The organism is Leptospira congkakensis (assembly GCF_004770265.1).
In the GTDB taxonomy this organism is placed as follows: Bacteria; Spirochaetota; Leptospiria; order Leptospirales; family Leptospiraceae; genus Leptospira_A; species Leptospira_A congkakensis.
The window spans coordinates 110,585-128,768 of record NZ_RQGQ01000004.1 but is presented as its reverse complement, the minus strand read 5'-3'; the positions used below and the strand labels follow the sequence as shown (position 1 = coordinate 128,768).

Annotated in this window: 15 protein-coding genes; 5 read left to right on the top strand and 10 right to left on the bottom strand. The window is 36.8% G+C overall.

Annotation, left to right across the window (positions count from 1 at the left end):
* Window positions 1-278 precede the first annotated feature (278 nt).
* The 5 genes from EHQ70_RS01550 to EHQ70_RS01530 all read right to left on the bottom strand — a co-directional run bounded on the left by EHQ70_RS01550 (window position 279) and on the right by EHQ70_RS01530 (window position 4,440).
* A complete protein-coding gene (locus tag EHQ70_RS01550; protein ID WP_135583228.1) occupies window positions 279-1,094 on the bottom strand; it encodes an ABC transporter permease in 816 nt (271 codons plus the stop codon).
* A gap of 103 nt (window positions 1,095-1,197) precedes the next feature.
* Entirely contained in the window at window positions 1,198-2,154 is a 957-nt protein-coding gene (gene fcl / locus EHQ70_RS01545) for a GDP-L-fucose synthase (protein WP_135583227.1), read from the bottom strand.
* A gap of 40 nt (window positions 2,155-2,194) precedes the next feature.
* The gene (gene rfbB, locus EHQ70_RS01540) at window positions 2,195-3,220 is read right to left on the bottom strand and encodes a dTDP-glucose 4,6-dehydratase (RefSeq protein WP_135583226.1); all 1,026 of its coding nucleotides are present in this window, start codon (window positions 3,218-3,220) and stop codon (window positions 2,195-2,197) included.
* Entirely contained in the window at window positions 3,221-4,105 is an 885-nt protein-coding gene (rfbA, locus tag EHQ70_RS01535) for a glucose-1-phosphate thymidylyltransferase RfbA (protein WP_135583225.1), read from the bottom strand.
* Window positions 4,102-4,440, bottom strand: coding sequence for a MarR family EPS-associated transcriptional regulator (locus EHQ70_RS01530; protein WP_135583224.1), 339 nt, complete (start codon window positions 4,438-4,440; stop codon window positions 4,102-4,104). Before EHQ70_RS01530 ends, rfbA begins: the two co-directional genes overlap by 4 nt.
* Window positions 4,441-4,640: 200 nt before the next feature.
* Between EHQ70_RS01530 and EHQ70_RS01525 the strand changes: the two genes are divergently transcribed.
* On the top strand, window positions 4,641-6,653 hold the full coding sequence (locus EHQ70_RS01525; RefSeq protein WP_135583223.1) for an acyltransferase family protein: 2,013 nt from the start codon (window positions 4,641-4,643) through the stop codon (window positions 6,651-6,653).
* Window positions 6,654-6,663: 10 nt separating this feature from the next.
* On the opposite strand, the gene EHQ70_RS01520 is transcribed toward EHQ70_RS01525, so the two are convergent.
* Window positions 6,664-7,455: a hypothetical protein gene (locus tag EHQ70_RS01520; RefSeq protein ID WP_135583222.1), complete on the bottom strand. Its 792-nt coding sequence runs from the start codon at window positions 7,453-7,455 to the stop codon at window positions 6,664-6,666.
* A gap of 177 nt (window positions 7,456-7,632) precedes the next feature.
* On the opposite strand from EHQ70_RS01520, the gene EHQ70_RS01515 reads away from it, so the two are divergent.
* Both EHQ70_RS01515 and EHQ70_RS01510 read left to right on the top strand, forming a co-directional pair.
* Window positions 7,633-8,757, top strand: a complete 1,125-nt coding sequence (locus EHQ70_RS01515) for a 1-acyl-sn-glycerol-3-phosphate acyltransferase (RefSeq protein ID WP_135583221.1) — start codon at window positions 7,633-7,635, stop codon at window positions 8,755-8,757.
* Entirely contained in the window at window positions 8,744-8,938 is a 195-nt protein-coding gene (locus EHQ70_RS01510) for a hypothetical protein (RefSeq protein WP_135583220.1), read from the top strand. The genes EHQ70_RS01515 and EHQ70_RS01510 overlap by 14 nt, the downstream gene beginning before the upstream one ends.
* 16 nt (window positions 8,939-8,954) lie before the next feature.
* On the opposite strand, the gene EHQ70_RS01505 is transcribed toward EHQ70_RS01510, so the two are convergent.
* Together EHQ70_RS01505 and EHQ70_RS01500 are read right to left on the bottom strand one after the other, a co-directional pair.
* On the bottom strand, window positions 8,955-9,779 hold the full coding sequence (locus EHQ70_RS01505) for a TrmH family RNA methyltransferase (protein ID WP_135583219.1): 825 nt from the start codon (window positions 9,777-9,779) through the stop codon (window positions 8,955-8,957).
* A gap of 7 nt (window positions 9,780-9,786) precedes the next feature.
* Window positions 9,787-11,802 carry an oxidoreductase gene (locus tag EHQ70_RS01500; RefSeq protein ID WP_135583218.1) on the bottom strand — a complete coding sequence of 672 codons (2,016 nt, stop codon included), beginning with the start codon at window positions 11,800-11,802 and terminating at the stop codon, window positions 9,787-9,789.
* Between the two features lie 87 nt (window positions 11,803-11,889).
* Between EHQ70_RS01500 and EHQ70_RS01495 the strand changes: the two genes are divergently transcribed.
* Entirely contained in the window at window positions 11,890-12,297 is a 408-nt protein-coding gene (locus EHQ70_RS01495; protein ID WP_425270003.1) for a response regulator, read from the top strand.
* Here the strand turns inward: EHQ70_RS01495 and EHQ70_RS01490 are convergent.
* Window positions 12,294-14,873 (bottom strand): PAS domain S-box protein, encoded by a 2,580-nt coding sequence (locus tag EHQ70_RS01490; RefSeq protein WP_425270015.1) that lies wholly within the window; start codon window positions 14,871-14,873, stop codon window positions 12,294-12,296. The genes EHQ70_RS01495 and EHQ70_RS01490 overlap by 4 nt on opposite strands.
* Before the next feature lie 114 nt (window positions 14,874-14,987).
* Window positions 14,988-15,746 (bottom strand): SDR family NAD(P)-dependent oxidoreductase, encoded by a 759-nt coding sequence (locus EHQ70_RS01485; RefSeq protein ID WP_135583215.1) that lies wholly within the window; start codon window positions 15,744-15,746, stop codon window positions 14,988-14,990.
* A 137-nt stretch (window positions 15,747-15,883) separates the two neighbouring features.
* On the opposite strand from EHQ70_RS01485, the gene EHQ70_RS01480 reads away from it, so the two are divergent.
* On the top strand, window positions 15,884-18,184 hold the full coding sequence (locus tag EHQ70_RS01480) for a PP2C family protein-serine/threonine phosphatase (protein ID WP_135583214.1): 2,301 nt from the start codon (window positions 15,884-15,886) through the stop codon (window positions 18,182-18,184).

The following is an 18,184-nucleotide window of genomic DNA, read 5'->3' as shown; positions in this document are numbered from 1 at the left end:
AAAGAGAATGTGGTAAAGCGCCCTATTCAAATACGCAAATTCATGAAAAAAACAAAACAAAGCTTTTTTAGTAAGCTCAAATCTCATAAACTCAGCATCTTTATTATATAAAAAAAACAATTACGGAACCTCCACCAAGAAAAGAAGAGATTTAGAAAACATTTCTACCATCGATAGGTAAGTCAAAAAACCTGATAGCCCATGGGTTACAAAGACCAAAAAGGCACTTAACCCACGGAAAAAATCAAAAGTAAGAATTTCTGTTTTATTAAACAATACTATAGAACATCAGCAAAAAGTGGTTTTGTCCTTTGAAAAAAATAATAACCCAAAGCTAAAATGATAACACTGATGACTGCATAAACCGCTAGTGGCAAAAATTGTGGAGTCAAACCAAATACAACGGAATTTCTAGCTTCTTCTACTACATAAGAAATTGGGTTCAATAAAGTTAAATATCTAAGCTTTTCAGGCACCGCAGATAGCGGATAAAATATCGGTGTAACGTATAATACTAAAGTTGCAATATAAGTAACTATTTGATTGGCATCCCTAATAAAAACAGAAATTGATGAGAAAAAATAGGAAACTCCTAGTGTAAAAAGGATATGAGGAATAATGATAATAGGAAAAAAAATCATACTAACAAAAAAGACCTTCTTAAAAAAAACCAAGTATCCAATTAGAATTAATAAATTAATAAACATTTGAAATAGAGAAGCTAACAAACTTACGAAAGGAAGAATCTCAAGAGGAAAAATAACTTTTTTCACGAAATTTGCATTATTAACAATTAGCATAGGCGATTTTATTAACGCCTCACTGAAGAGCTGATAAACTGTTAGGCCAACAAATAATGTAAAGGCAAAGTCGGAATTATTACCCATCCGCCCACCCCAATCAGCACGAAAGATCACACCAAATATAAGTGTATAAATACCCAACATTATCATTGGATTTACGATTGCCCATATCAAGCCCAAAAATGAGCCCTTGTAGCGGATTAAAATTTCTCTCCTAGTCATCTGAATAATTAAATTCCAATTTTTAAACATTGACTTAAAAAGATCGATTAATGTTGCATTTCTATTCATTGTTTTCTCAGTTTTATCGTAAAAAGTTTTAATCCAAAACTTTTTTATACCCTTAATTTAATATTTAAGCCACTGGTAAAAAAGGGGGCTATTTTTTCCCTTTTTACCTTTCTACTCCACCATTCAAAAGGAAATCATCATATGCTAATTTGATCCCTTCTCTTAACTCAACTTCATGTTTCCAACCCATTCGATGTAACTTAGAAACATCCAATAATTTCCTTGGAGTTCCATCAGGTTTGGTCAAATCAAAAGTTAATTTTCCTTTATAACCAACGACATCTTTGAGAGTTTCTGCAAGTTCGCGAATGCTTACTTCGATTCCCGACCCAACATTTACATGTTCGCCACCACGAGCCTCTCGAAACTCATTATAGTTTTGCATCAAAAAAACACAGGCTCTCGCCATATCGTCAGAAAACAAAAACTCACGCAAAGGATTGCCTGTTCCCCAAATCACAACTTCAGGAAGATCATTTACTTTAGCTTCATGAAATCTTCTTAACAAAGCAGGAAGAACATGGGAGTTTTGTGGATGGTAATTATCCCCAGGCCCATAAAGGTTTGTGGGCATCACCGAAAAAAAATCTGTGCCATATTGCCGGTTGTAACTTTGGCACATCACGATACCTGCAATTTTTGCTACAGCATAAGGTTCATTTGTTGGCTCAAGTTTACCATCTAATAGCTGTCCTTCGTCCATGGGTTGTTTTGCAAATTTTGGATAAATACAAGAGGATCCAAGAAAACACAATTTTTTCCCTTCATAACGATATGTTGCATCGATAATATTGTTTTGAATCTGCAAGTTAGAGAAAATAAATTCCGCCGGATAGGTATCATTTGCATGAATCCCTCCTACCTTTGCAGCTGCCAAAAAAACATATTCTGGTCTTTCCGATTCGAAAAATCGGTTCACTTCCGATTGGTTCGTTAAATCGAGCTCTGTCCTAGACCGCCCAATCACATTCGAATAACCTTGTCGTTCCAAAACTCGGACAAGGGCAGAACCCACCAAACCTCGATGACCCGCGACGTAAATTTTAGAATTTTTATTCATAATTTTATTCTACTGATTCCATTCTTCGTTGTTTTGATCATTAATTCGAATTATATTTTGAAATGTACCAATCGATGGTTTTTAAAATCCCTGTCGAAAATGTTTCTTCCGGATTCCAATGTAATTTTTCCTTCATCTTAGTAGCATCTATCGCGTAACGTTTGTCATGCCCTGGACGATCCGTTACATAAGTGATTAAGTCCGAATAACTTTTTCCATTTTTTCGTGGTTTTAGTTTGTCCAAGTGTTCACAAATAATAGAAACCACTTGGTTATTGGTTAACTCATTATTCCCACCAATATTATAGGTTTCGCCAGGTAATCCTTTTGACAAAACTCTTTCGATTCCTTTTGCATGGTCCAAAACAAAAAGCCAATCCCGAACATTAATACCCTTTCCATAAATAGGTATATTTTTTTCAGAAAGAGCATTTCGAATGATTGTAGGAATCAACTTTTCGTCATGTTGTTTCGGGCCATAGTTATTAGAACAATTCGTAATCAAAACTGGCAAACCGTAAGTATGAAAATAACTACGCACCAAATGATCAGAGGATGCCTTACTGGCACTGTAAGGAGAATTGGGTTGGTAAGGAGAGGATTCCGTAAAAAAACCTTCTTCACCTAAGGAACCAAATACTTCATCAGTAGAGATATGAATGAACTTTGAATTTTTAAATTCTTCCTTGAATTGAAACGGAGCATGAAACCAAGTTTTATATGCCTTTTGTAATAATTGAAACGTACCAATGATATTCGTTTCCAAAAAAATCTTTGGATTATGAATCGAATTATCTACATGACTTTCTGCAGCAAAATGAATCACAACATCAAAGGAAAACTCTGCAAATAACTGATCCAAAATTTGCGAATCACAAATATCGCCTTCAAAAAAACGATGCCTACTATTTCCAGAAACCTCAGATAAATTTTCTAAGTTTCCCGCATAAGTTAGTTTATCTAAACTAACAATATGAACATCCTTATCGGTATCTAATAAATAAGGAACAAAATTGGATCCGATAAAACCGGCGGAACCTGTAACTAAAATTGTTTTTTTGGCCATTTAATTTTCTGCCGAATTTACGATATCCCAAAGATAGGAACCATATTGATTTTTCTGATTGAGAATCGCATGTTTTTTCAAAGTTTCTAAAGAGATAAAACTCTTTCTATATGCAATTTCTTCCAAACAAGCAATCTTAAGGCCTTGTCTTTTTTCAATCACTTCAATGAAGTTTGATGCTTCCAAAAGACTATCGTAAGTTCCCGTATCCAACCAGGCGAACCCACGGCCTAGCATCTTACATTTTAATCTGGATTCAGATAAATACAGAAGATTCAGTGACGTAATCTCTAGTTCCCCTCTTCCCGAAGGTAATACTTGTTTTGCATGTTTCACAACATCCTTGGGATAAAAATACAAACCCACAACGGCAATATTACTTTTCGGGTTTGTAGGTTTTTCCTCCAAGGAAATTACATTCATTTCCTTATCTAATTCAGCGACCCCATACCTTTCTGGATCTTTTACATTATATCCATAAACGACGGCTTTTTTAGAATCCTTCACTTCGGTAATTGTTTCGGATAATAACTGGATGAGCCCGTCTCCATAAAAAATATTATCACCAAGTACCAGACAAACGTCATCATCTCCAATAAACTCTTCACCCAATAAAAAAGCTTGAGCCAAACCATCTGGTGAAGGTTGAATTTTATACTGGATTTTAATTCCTAAATCGCTTCCATCCCCGAATAAATCTTCGAATCTTTTGGTATCGTTCGGAGTGGATATAATCAGTATCTCTCGAATGCCCGCTAACATCAAAACAGATAACGGATAATAAATCATTGGTTTATCATAAACAGGAAGTAGTTGTTTCACGACTCCTCTTGTGAGAGGATACAACCTTGTTCCAGAACCACCAGCAAGTATAATACCTTTCAACTTAATCCCTCCGCTATATCACCTAACTTTTCTACTTCGGTTCGCAGAGCTTCATATTCTCTTTTTTTGATTTCATAGAAATGTAGAGTCATTCTTGCCTTTTCTTCTATCCCCCGAGGAGTCAGAAGGTATGTATAAGAAAGTTTATTTTTATTATTCCGAAAGTTATTCATTTTGATAAGGCCCTTATCTAAAAAGGCTTTCAAAATATAGTTCACCTTACCTAAACTAAGACCCAAAACATCCGAAGCATCCCGCTGGGATAAATGAGGGTTTTCTTCAAGCAACTGCAAGAGTTTTAAGTGGTGATCATTGTATTGGAAATTTTCTTTCATGGAAGGAAATGTTCCCGAATGGGTTATGGTATGACTTTGAGTAGGCGTAGCTTCGCCCCCTGAGTCCCATATTTTAACAAAATGTGTTCAGGTTTTGAACGAGGTCAAGTAAAAATGTTCATTCAGTGAACATGATTCCTAGGTTTTCAACTAAAATCCTCTGGACGCGACGGTTCAGAAAAATAGAGTCGTCCATTACGATGTATAGGAAGGAACTCGATGGATTAAGAGCCATCGCCATAATCGCTGTTATTCTCAACCACATAAAACAAGGGTTATTCCCAAATGGTTATCTTGGTGTGGATATGTTCTTTGTTTTATCTGGGTTTGTGATTACAAAATCCTTATTAGAAAAAGAAAAAATGGAGTTCTTTCCCTTTTTAAAAAACTTTTGGATTCGACGGTCCAAACGTTTGTTCCCTGCATTGTTTGTAGTAGTGGCAACTACGGTTTTGGTTACGTTTCTATTTTCTTCTTATGAATCCCATCATACGAACATGACCATAGAAACAGGACTCTTTTCCATTATTGGAGTGGGAAACTTATACTTAGCGAGTACGGCAACAGATTACTTTAGCACAACTGCAGAACTCAATGCATTCACACATACTTGGTCTCTCGGTGTGGAAGAACAATTTTATCTCTTATTTCCTATTTTGTTTTGGATATTGGTGGAAAAAACAAAAAAGAAAAAAATATTTATTTTGCTTCTAGTTCTACTAACCATCCTTTCGCTATTATTTTTTCTAAAACACTTTTACAAAAACCCGATTCGGTCTTTTTACTATGTCCATAGTCGGTTTTGGGAATTGAGTATTGGTTCCTTAATTTTTTTATTTTCACATCAATCAGAAACTCTGTCTGAACGCGGAAAAAAAATCATTTCGAACTTATCTTACATTCTGCTTCCGATTTTAATATCTGCTTTATTAGTCTTTTTGTTTGATTCAAAATATCCAAAACTTCCTGAAAAATACTATAACCTTGTTGTTGTATGTTTCACTGCAGGTGCTCTATTTTTTTCGAATTCCAAAAGTTCAATCATCAATCTTTTGCAATGGAAACCTATCACATTTCTAGGTTTATTATCATATTCATTGTACTTATGGCACTGGCCAGTGATTACCTTCTTTCGATGGACATTTGGAGTTAAAAACAACCTAATCCCCATTATACTTATTGTTTGTTTTTCTTTCGCTTACATTTCTTACCGCTACATTGAAACTCCATTACGAAATTCGGAATGGAAATGGTTCAACCAAAAAGGATTTTTATCTCCGATTACTATTTCCATTTCAACTGCTATTGGTTTTTTTATTTTTGTATACTTTATCCTTTACCCTTTTTATCAAAAAGGTTCGTTTTATCTTGGCTCAACGGCAACCTTACAATCCAAAGGTGTTCACAATTTATTATCACCAGTGTCTCACCGATCAGATACTTGGAACCCCATTGACTGCGTTCTCACCGAGAACAACCAAGTGGGAAAAAAGATTTCTACAGAAAATTGTTCTTTTGGAAAAGAATTCAAAGGCAAACGCAAATTTTTAGTTTTGGGAAATTCATATAGTGCCGCCCAAGTGTATATGTTTCAAACGATTGCTGAAAAAGGAGGAACAGTTACTGTTACTTCTACCTGGGGAGGATCACCGGCTCCAAACCTTTCCTTTAATGGAAAATGGGACAAAATCAACGACTACTACTGGAAAGATGTTGTACCGGAATTAATGAGTGAATTGAAACCGAATGATGTCATCCTCATGATTTATGATTTGTACGATTTTCTAGACTCAGAGACTCGGTTGCAGCCATTCGGTGAAGAACTTAGCAAATTTCTAATCCAATGCAAAGAAAAAAATTTGAAAGTCATTTTCCAACATTCCCTTCCAGCTATAAGGGAATCCAATTGTAACCCTGATTTAGCAATCAAACAATGGTGGCATCAGTTTCAAGATCCACCGTGTTTGTATTTTTCTAAAGAAGAAACTTTAAACAGAAGAAAACCTCTTCATGAAAAACTGCTAAGCTTAAAAGAAGAACATTCTAATTTTTATATCCTCGATTTGATGGATTTATTTTGTCCAGAAAACGAATGTCGGTTTATCAACCAAGATGGCAAATTTCTTTACAGAGATGAATTTTCCCATCCGAGTATTGAAGCAAGTATTTTGGCGAGAACATCGCTCTGGCAGGTAATTCAAAAAATAAACTAAGATATTCTTTCTACTTTGAAAATAAGATCTTAACTCCCATTTTTACTAACCAAACAAATCCAACCAAAAACCAAAGAATTGGTACCACAAAGGAAATCAAAAGAACCAATTCCTTTGTGTTCTGAAAATACCATTTCTTAGAATCATATAACCGCAGCCAGGTGATCTTTTCTCTTTGAATCTCTGGATAGTTTGTTATCCATTCCAAGGTAAGTTTTTTTAAATCTTCGGTTTCAGGCAGAACCAAAGCAAATGTAGGCACTCGATTTTCCTTTTGCCACAGATGAAAGCGATATAGGTTATCATCAATAGACAAAAACTGAATTCCTTCCTTAGGTTCATTTTTATTTACGAGTGGAATCAAAACAAAATGGGAAGAATGACTATTGTCTCTACCTTTTATGTCTTTTGATTTGTGATAAAATGATTTAGAAAACATCCATTTTGGCTCAAAAACAAACCCCTCTAGTTCTAAACAAGAAACGCCAGCAACTACTTTGTTTTTCGGCATCAAATCACTATTAGTTTCTGATAACTGAATATACTTTAAAACTTGAAATTCATCCCGAAAATAAAACTGAGTGATCAAAATTAAAATGGAAGACAATACAATCACCTCTTTCCACTGACCTGCAAAAAAACAGACAAGGAAGGTAGAGGTGGAAAATAAAACCAATACCAAACAAAACGCGATGTAGAAATCAAAAGACATCCAAATCGGGAAGGCAAAAAAAGAACTAATCCCAAAAAAGACAGAGAGAAAAATTGCTTTTAATGGAGGTATAAAGATTTGGTTCTTCATTTGGAAGTTTCTTTTCTGTAAAAATCTCTAGTAAAAAAAACAAAAAACAAGTAAGAAAAATAACTACCGATCAGTCCATTGTCATGTTTTTTTAGGTCAACCAACCAAGAAAATCGGCTAAAAAAACAAACGAGTTTCCAATTGACTTTTATTGCTTAGGCAAGGATATCTATCCGAATGAAACCTAAAAAAAGAACGGTTCCGTATGATATCTTAATCAAACTAGTCAGTTTTACAAAAGGACTAGTTTTCCATTCGATTGAAGAAAATTTTTCAGACGCAGACAAACACTTAGAAACACCTTATCCTTCTGCTTTATTATGCAACCATGTTTCGGAGGCCGATGTTGTTTCCCTATCCATGGTATATCCAAGACTCAAACCAAAAACTAAAATGATCATTCCCGCCAGAGAAGACATTTTAGAACCAGGATTTTTACAAAAAGAATTCCGAGCCAAAGGAATCGTCAAATGGATCTTTCGATTCATCGATGCTACGAAAATAATCCCCATACTACTCCGTTATATAGGTGCAGTTCCCATCAAACGTCCGTTTCGTGACAACACAAGAGAACTCATCAAAAAGGGAGAGTTAAGAGACAAAGTAGATAGCGAATGGAATGACCTAGTCACCCATATCAAAAAAGGACGAAATTTATTTATGTTTCCAGAAGGAACCTACAACCATGACGGTTTTTTAAACCAAGTGAAACGAGGAGCCTATTATATAAAAACTAAAATAGAAAAACTTAATTTTAATAGTTTTACTCTGACCTACGATCACCTCTCTTATGAAAAAACAAAACTATATATTAAATATGGCAAACCATTTCAATTTGATTCAGACTTAACGGCGGACCAAGTGGTGCGTCTTGTGGCTGATAAATTAGGCAAAAACTATACTGTTACCTTAGGGAACCTAACTTCCTTTATCCTATTAAAATTCGGGAAAGAAACCAAAATCAAAAAGGATCAGTTTGTCGAATTGTTGATCAAACTCAAAAAACAAATTGAAGTTTCATTTCCAGAAATCACTCTTGCCTCCGAACTGAGAGCGGAAATTTTCCATAACCAATTGGAATCCATATTTTCTAAACTAAAAAAATTCAAACTCATTGACCTAGAAAACCAAACCATCCAAACAAAAGAAATTCTATACCACTTGCCAAAATCACTTCATAACTTAAAAAAATTGAACACAGTCCTGTATCATAGAAACCAACTCACTGCGCATATTTCGCATCTAGAAGAGATTTGGAACGGACTATTTGCCAACCAAGGAGTCTCAAGTGAAACCACTTAAACCGATACGAATCCTACTCCTATTTAGTTTCTTTTTTGTCGGATGCGGAACCATCTCCCGTGGTTGCGCAAAGTATTTTGGTTATGATGAGGTTTGTGTGGACGGAGTTAAGTACATCCAATTCACTTCAGGAGCGAGTGTAAAATACAACCCAGATGGATCGATTGCAACTTGCCGTTAGATTTTTAAACTAAAAACTAATTCCGGTTCTTTGCCACTTCCCAGAGCAAAATGGAACCGGCTGCCGATACATTCAGCGAATTCACAACTCCATTCATGGGAATTTTAAAGATGGAGTCACAAAGGGATTGTAAATGAACACTCATCCCTTTGGCTTCATTTCCTAAAATGATAAGGATTGGAGAATTCAAAACCTTCTCTGCTAACGAATGTTCGCCTGTAGAATCACTTCCTACCACTAGAAGTCCAGAGCGTTCTTTTTCTTTTTGGATAAATGTTTCTAAAACAGAAAGAGATTCAATGAATAATAACTTTGTATGAAATACACTTCCGAGACTTGAGCGGATGACCTTTGGATCATAAACATCGATTGCATGCCCCAAAACAAAAACAGCATCCACAGAAAAAGCATCTGCTGACCTTAGGATCGACCCAAAGTTTCCCAAATCACTCGGCCGATCAAAAAGTAGATAAAACGGCTTACTGTTTTTTTCCAATTTTAAATCAGAAAATTCAAACTTCCGAATTTTTGCTGTAACAATTAACTCAGAAGGGTTTTCTTTTTCTGAAAGTTCAATGTACAAATCGAGAGAAACCTCTACCTGTTTCGCAGAAGGATATGCCTGTAAAACGGATTCTCCCCAATTGGATAACTTCACCCCGTCCCGAAACAAAATCCTTGTGATTTGCCAACGAGCAGCAATCAATTGTTTGATGTTCTCCGTTCCTTCCACAAACACTTCGTTTTCCTGGCTTCGTTTGGAACGGTTAGTCCGCAGTGCCATAAGGATCTGAAATTCAGAATTCTTTACGGAAATTTTCAGCGGACGTTTTGTACTCATAAAGATTCTAAATGGTTACGGCGAGTCTTGTCCCTTGGTCAATCGCACGTTTGGCATCTAGTTCGGAAGCGAGGTCTGCCCCACCAATCAAATGCACAGGAATTTTTGCTGATTCCAAAGGTGCCAGTAATGTTCGATTGGGATCTTGTCCTGCGCAAACAACAACCGTATCACATGGAATTTTTCTAGATTCCCCTTTTACTTCGATGACAATTCCATCAGCTTCGATGGATTTATAAGTAACCCCTGAGATTTGAGTCACCTTCCTATCTTCCAGTGAGGTTTTATGAATCCAACCCGTTGTTTTTCCAAGAGTGGCTCCAAATTTACTATTGGAACGTTTTAACATGGTCACTTCTCGACCAGAATGAGGAGTGTCTTTTACACTGAGTCCCCCATCCTTTGTGATGTTTTGGTTGATTCCCCACTCCTTTAAATAATTCTCTTTGGTAAAATCATGGCCCGCATCGGTTAGTAAAAGACTCACATCAAACCCTATCCCACCAGCACCCATCACAACAGCTCGTTTCCCAACCGGTTTTCCTTTTAAAACCACATCCACATAACTTAATACATTGGCTCCACTAATTCCAGGAATTTCAGGGATACGAGGAATGACTCCAGTTGCAAGAACCACCTCATCGAATCCTTGTTTGATGAGGTCTTCAGCTGATACAAAAGTATTGAGTTTGAGATCCACTCCATGTTTTTTTACCATCTCACCAAAATAACGAATGGTTTCTTTGAATTCTTCTTTCCCTGGAATCCGACGAGCAATGTTTAATTGACCTCCAAGTTCAGGTCCGGCATCAAACAATGTTACAGAATGTCCGCGTTCAGCAAGAGTTGTAGAACAAGCCATTCCACCGGGACCTGCACCCACAACCGCTACTTTTTTTGGTTTGGATGTTTTGGTAATGATAAGATCAGTTTCATGACAAGCTCTTGGATTCACCAAACAACTACAAATTTTTCCTTGGAAGATATGATCGAGACATGCTTGGTTACAAGCGATACAAGTATTGATCTCTTGTGATTTACCTGCTGCTGCTTTGTTAACAAATGCAGAATCAGCAAGGAAGGGTCTTGCCATAGATACTAAATCAGCATCTCCGGCAGCGAGAACTGACTCTGCAATTTCTGGAGTGTTGATACGGTTCGAAGTTACAAGAGGAATGTTTACATGTCCTTTCACTCTGGCAGTGACCCAAGTAAAAGCAGCTCTTGGTACCATCATCGCAATGGTCGGAATCCGAGCTTCATGCCAACCGATTCCCGTATTGATGATAGTGGCTCCTGCTTTTTCAATTTCTTTGGCAAGAATCAGAACTTCGTCAATGTTACCACCATCTTCAACAAGATCTAACATAGACAAACGGTAAATGATGATAAAATCTGTTCCCACTCGTTTGCGAACCGCTTTGATAATCTCAATAGGAAACTTAATACGGTTTTCAAAACTTCCACCCCAATCGTCTGTTCGGTTGTTTGTACGTTTGGCAATGAATTGGTTGATGAGATAACCCTCACTCCCCATAATTTCAACACCATCATATCCAGCTAACTTCGCCAGTTCCGAACAACGGGCAAAGTCTTCGATGGTTTGATGGATTTCTTCTTCCGTGAGAGGATGAGGTTTGAACATATTGATGGGAGCTCTGAGGTTGGATGCCCCTACAATTTTATCATGGTAACCATACCTTCCCGTATGAAGGATTTGCATGGCGATCTTTCCACCTTCTTTGTGGACAGCCTCAGTCACCACTCGGTGGTGTTTTGCCTCTTCTTCCGTATCCATAACTCCGCCACCACGAGAAACTCGCCCAGCTTCATTCGGAGCAATCCCTCCTGTAACAATCAGCGCCACTCCACCCTTGGCTCTTTCTCCATAAAATGCAGCCATACGTTCATACCCGTTGGGAGCCTCTTCTAAGCCTGTGTGCATAGAGCCCATAATGGTTCGATTCCGAAGTGTAGTGAATCCTAGTGATAAAGGGGAGAGAAGATTGGGATAAGATGTCATATGCTACAAGAATAGAAAATGGAAGAATTTGGCAAGATTTACTTGCAATTCAATAAGGAACAGGTATAACAATCCCCTGTGACAACTGTGACTGAGACTAAAAATAAAAAAAAAGCCATTCTCTTTGTAGATGATGAAACCATCATCCTACTGAGTATGAAGTCACAAGTCAGACAACATTTCGGAGAAAAATATAAATACCTTACGGCTGACAATGCCAAAGAAGCTTGGGATTTACTCAAAGAACTAGAAGAAGAAGGATGTTCTGTTTCCATCATCATCTCTGATTGGTCTATGCCAGGAATGAATGGAGATGAATTTTTACGAAAAGTACATTATTCCTATCCAGAGATTGAGAAAGTAATCGTAACAGGTTTCGCTGATCAAAAATCAATTGAAGATTTGGATTCTGAAATTGGACCCATTACTTGTTTGAAAAAACCTTGGGATGAAGGAGAACTCATCGCTATGATCTCCAATGCTATGAGGACCTAATTTTTTTTGGGAAGGTAAATCATAAAGATTGTCTCTCCTGGAACGGAAGATAGTTCAATCCTTCCTCCATGTCGTTTTATAATTTTGTTCACAATATCCAGTCCAAGCCCACTCCCTTCGCCAGGAGGTTTTGTGGTAAAAAATGGTTCAAAAATTTTTGATTCTATTTCTTTTGGAATCCCCACTCCCGAATCTTTAAAGGAAACAAGAATTTCTTCCTGATTGTCTTTTACTGAAATTTCCAATTCCCCAACAAACGACATAGCTTGCAGTGCGTTATAAATTAAATTGGTCCAAACATGTAACAAATCTTCCGGATAACAATCAATAGGTTCTACAGGATCAAAGTTTTTGATTAAACTGATTCCACGTTTCAATTGGCTTTGGTAAATGGTAAGAACCGTTTCAATGGTTTCAGGAATGGAGGCTCTATTTTTTTTACCATTGGCATCAAAACGTGAAAAGTTTTTGAGAGCGTACATGATTTTTGAAATTCGATCCACAGCCAATTGGATGGAACGAGTGTTTCTTTGAAATTGGATCTCCAAAGACAAATAGTCTAAAAATACTTTTATATAATGAGAATGGAATAAAGGTAAATAACTAGGATCAATCTCTCCGATTCCTAAATCCACCCAGATATCAGAAAGTTCTTCTGCCAAAGCCGGTAAAAATCCATTGGCAAGAAACACTTCTTTATTTCTTTTTTTACGAAGACGTTCCTCTTTCCCTGTATAAAACTCTATGGGTTGGTCTAAGTTGCCAAGAATCGTTTTTAGAATTTTCTGTTCCAAAACAGGAACTGATAAAATGGCTTCCCGAAATAGTTGGGAGGCAAGCCCATACCGTTTTTGCCAATCCAACATATTTTGATTGGATGCTTTCACGGCACCAATGGGATTATTGATTTCGTGCGCAATACCTGCAATTAACTGACCTAAGGCAGCAAGTTTTTCAGATTGGATCAATTGTTCTTGGGTTCGTTTTAAATTTTCAAACGCCATTTCCAATTCTAATTTTTGTTTTTCAATGAGTTTGTTTTTATCCCTGATTTCTGAATTGATCAAACGCAACTCTTCCACTTCTTTCAACGGGCTTAGATCAAAAATACTATAGGCAATCGAATTTGTTTCTTTATAAAGAAATCGTTTGATAGAAACTAAAGCTGGGAAAAAATCCCCATTTTTTTTTCTACAAACAATTTCAATAGAACCAGTTTGATTGGCTCCAATTTTTTCTCGAATTTTACGAAGGGAGGAACCAGATAAAAGATTTCTGATTTTAAGTTTTGGTGTGTCCTCAAATTCGTAACCGAATAACTTTTGAAATGCAAAATTTGAATCTTTTGCTGTTAATCCACTTTCATCAAAAATCAGAAAAGCTTCTGTAGAAAACTGATAAAATGCTTCAAACCTTTCATCAGATTTCCTTAAGGCTTCTTCACTTAATTTAACGTCAGTGATATCAAGAATGGTTCCCCTTAGATTTAAGGGTTTACCATCTTTGGATCTCGTGAGTTTCCCGATGGCTTCAACCCAATGTAATTTTCCATCCGTGTGATTGATCCGGTTCCGAAGTCGGTAAGCAGAACGATTTTCATCCTCAAGAAGGAGAGTTGTTTCTTTCCCTAAAAACTCCAAATCTTCTTTGTATGTAAGCTCGAAAAATTTTTCAACAGTGACTTCAAAGTTTTCACCAGGAAATCCATAAATACTGTAAGTTTGTGGGGACCAATAGATTTTCCTTGTTTCCATGTCCCAGCTCCAGATTCCCATTTTTGCGGCATCAAGAGCCATCATCAATTGTGATTCCGATTCTTTTAGTGCAAAATTTGCTTCTTGTTGTTTTGTTCGGTCGATCATAGCACCAAACATTCTATAGGCGACTCCACTATCGTTATATATAAAAATTCCATTATCTTCTATGTAAACATAACGGCCTGATTTTGTTTGGTAACGATATTCGGCAGAAAATTTTTGACGAGACGCAGAAGATTCCCGAAACAACTTCAATGTATTTTCTCTGTCCTCTGGATGGATCGAAGCAAACCACTCAGTAAAACCAACTTTTTGGAATTCCTCCTCCGTATAACCTGTGATTTCTTGGATGGCACCACCCCAAAGGTTCACACCGGTTTGGATGTCCATATCATAAACTAAACTTAAGGAAAGTTCGGTGATCTTACGATATTTAGATTCATTGTATTCTAAGGTTTTTTGTTTTAAAACATTTTCAGAAATATCTGTGATGAGAAAAACAAGAAAAGATAATTCCCCCTGTTTATTAAAAACGGGGGATCCGTTAATCGATAAATATTTTTTATTTCCCGAAGAATCTTCGATAGCATGACGAATGTCTGTTACCGGTTTTTTGGTTTTTAAAACAATATCAAATGGTTGGTCTTCGTCTCGCCAAGGACTTCCATCCAGAGAAGTATTTTTCCATTCGGGCGCATTATAAGTGCGGGAAAGGATATCATTCAGTTTGACCCCAAGGACAGTCTCGGAAGCAGGGTTTGCATATTGAACCTGTCCCAAAGGATTGAGAACCATCATGGCAGTGGAACTGACATTCATGATGGTTGTCAAAAGTTCTGCTTCGACAAAAGTTTCTTCGACGGAGAGACCTCTCAGTGATTTCTCGTCCTTACCTTCGTCTTTTGAAAATTGAGAATCCACGATTCTGTAGACTTATTTTTTCAAAGAATCCAATTTTGAGGCTTCAATTTTTTGATACGCCGGTAAGATGAAAAATAGAAATCGATCCAATATTTGGATGAAACGAAATAGAAAAGATGGATACACTTCTTTCGCATCGGACAAAATTCCATTCACAACTTTTTTAGCGACTGTTTCTGGTGATTGGCTTGGGAACGGAACTGGAACTTTATTTCCTGCTGCATCAAAGAATTTGGTTCTTGTTGCAATGGGATAAACCACCATCACTCGATTTCCGGGTTTTAATTCATAGCGATAGGCATCGATAAAAGAACGAACTGCCGCTTTTGTCGAAGAATACTGAGCATAACCAGGCAATGCCAAATGACTCATTGCGGATGCCGTCACAATGAATAAAAACGGATCCTTTCTCGTATGGTTGAGGGCAATCAGGGTGTACAAAGGAGAAAAAACATTCGTACGGTAAATACGATCAATTTTATCCCAATCAGCATCAGGAATCACTTCGTAATAAGCAAAACCAGCGTTGGCATAAAATATATCGATTCCACCCAATTTTTTATCCGCATCTTTCAATAATTTGTCCAAGTTTTCTTTTTTCGATACGTCGCATTTGTAAGGAATCACATTGGGATGGACGAGAATGTTTTGTTCATTCAAATCACAGGCGAGGATCTTTACACCTTCATGCTTTAATGCTTGTAATACGGTTTCTTTTCCGATTCCGGATCCTGCACCGGTAATCACAATTTTTCTGTTTATTAGTTCCATATGGTAGAAACCTAAACTAGAGAGATTCAGAATAAAGTTCTTTTTAATAAGACATCTAACTTTTTTAGAACATTTCTATAAAAAATCTTTACTAAGTATTTTTTATCTCTAGATTTTGTTTTCCTCGAGGGATCTGAATGAGTAGCTTTTTTGATCGTATTTTCAAATTTTTCTATAAATACATTTCCTATAGTTTTGCCATTGTATTTTTTTCATTACTCGGTGCCTTTTTTGGGGCATTTTATGCTTACTTCTTTGGTTCGGCATTAATCCCCGACTTTACCGCAGCCAACCATCCCGAAGTGGTTTTTGTTTTTGTGATCACAACTTTATTTGCTGCAGTAGGCCATAGTGTTGAGTTTGGAATTTTGTCACCAATTGGTTATAAGGGATTTAGATCCGATACCAAAAAATTAAACATAACACTCCGACCCAATGAAACCATCCGCCACAAGGATATCCTCGAACTAGAAAACATTTTAAAATCCATTATTGATTTTCCCAAAGAAAATATGTTTGCTGCAGTTCGTTATGCCTGTTTTGTATTTATCTCCGTAACGATCACTTATATCATATACAAATATCCGTTCTACGAACTATCTCTAATCTTTATCGGTTGGCTTGCGGCTGTTTTTGTGTATGGAGGATTTTCCTATATCATCTCCGATTATTTCACCGGAGCAAAACGCGTGGAAATCAAAAAGATCTTAGCCTATAGAGATGTGACCATTCATAAAAATTATGGAATCATGAGCCTAAAGGGTAAATTTATCTTTTTACTCATCCTCATATTACTTTCTTTAAGTGTACTCGCTGTTTTTATCTCTTTTGAAAATGCTAGTCTCGTCAAGATTTCGGCTTTTATTACGATGACTTTTTTTGAAGCGGTCATTTTGATTTTTATGTTTTTCCAATCCATCAACTTAACCTTAGAACAAATCAATGAATCCGCAAATAGTTTGGCAAGTGGGGGGCGGGGTTCTCTTCCCATACTTTCGATCGACAAAGAATTCATTCAATTCGCAGAAAATTTCGAAAAAGCAACTAGAGAAGTAGGAAGGATTAGAGAAAACTTACAAGAATTAGTTGAAGCAAAAACTTCTGAACTCAGAAATAGTTTGGAAACAGTTGAATATTTAAAAAAACAACAGGATGGAGATTATTTCCTTACCTCACTTCTCATCAAACCACTCAGTTTAAACAAAACACTTGGATCCAACGTAAAAACAGACTTTTTTATCAAACAAAAGAAAACCTTTACCTTTCACGGAAGAGAAAATGAAATTGGAGGGGACATTTGTATCACTAGAACTCTGTCACTTCGGGGAAAGGATTATACTTTTTTTCTGAATGCCGATGCCATGGGAAAATCTTTACAAGGGGCAGGAGGAGTTCTTGTTCTGGGTGCTGCCGTCCAATCCATCTTAGAACGTTCCATCGCCGTCCAGTCTGTCAAAGTCCTGTATGCAGAAAGATGGATCAAAAATGCCTACCAAGAACTCCATCATATATTCGAAAGCTTCGACTGTTCTATGTTAGTTTCCATGGTTATGGGACTAATTGATGATGAAACTGGACTCGTTTATTATTTAAATGCAGAACACCCTTGGTCTGTTTTATTTCGAAACGATGCGGCAGAATTCATTAAAAATAATTCGGAACTTAGAAAATTAGGAACCCCTGTCAAAGAAAACTCATTAGAGATATCCACCTTACAGTTGCAACCTGGCGATGTTTTGATTTTAGGTTCAGACGGCCGAGATGATATTGAGTTTGTAAGCGAGGAAGACTTACGAAAAATCAATCATGACGAAGAATTATTTTTGCACCATGTAGAAAAAGGGAAAGGTGATCTAAAATCCATTTACCAATCCATTTTAGAAACGGGAGAACTCACAGATGATCTTAGTTTGATGCGAATCTCTTTTAAAGAAAACCTCACCCTACCCGCACGTTCCATAAGAAAAGAATCCTATGAGCTCATGCGAAAGGCCAGAACCAATATCAAAGACAACCAATTGGAAAAAGCAAAATCCAATTTGATCGATGCCAATAAAATTAATCCCGAAAACCAAGAAATCCAAAGGGCTCTCATCCGTCTTCTCGTACGAATGAAAGACTATTCCCTTGCTTCCGAAAAATTGAATGCCTATATAGAAGAATTTCCAGGGGACACAGACCTTATTTATTTGGCTTCCTTCACTTACAAACAAACTAAGGAATATGGAAAGGCCATTGATATGGGAGAAAGGATCCGGCTTCGTAACCCAGGTCACCTATCCAATCTGTTACGACTTGTACAACTCTATCTTTTAGTGGGCAATTTGCCTAAGGCAGAGAAAACTTTGGGACTCACTTCCTTTCTTACTGCCGATTCCAAACGAATCGAAAGTTTTAAATTACAAATTGAAGATTATAAAAAGAAAGTTCTTGATTAA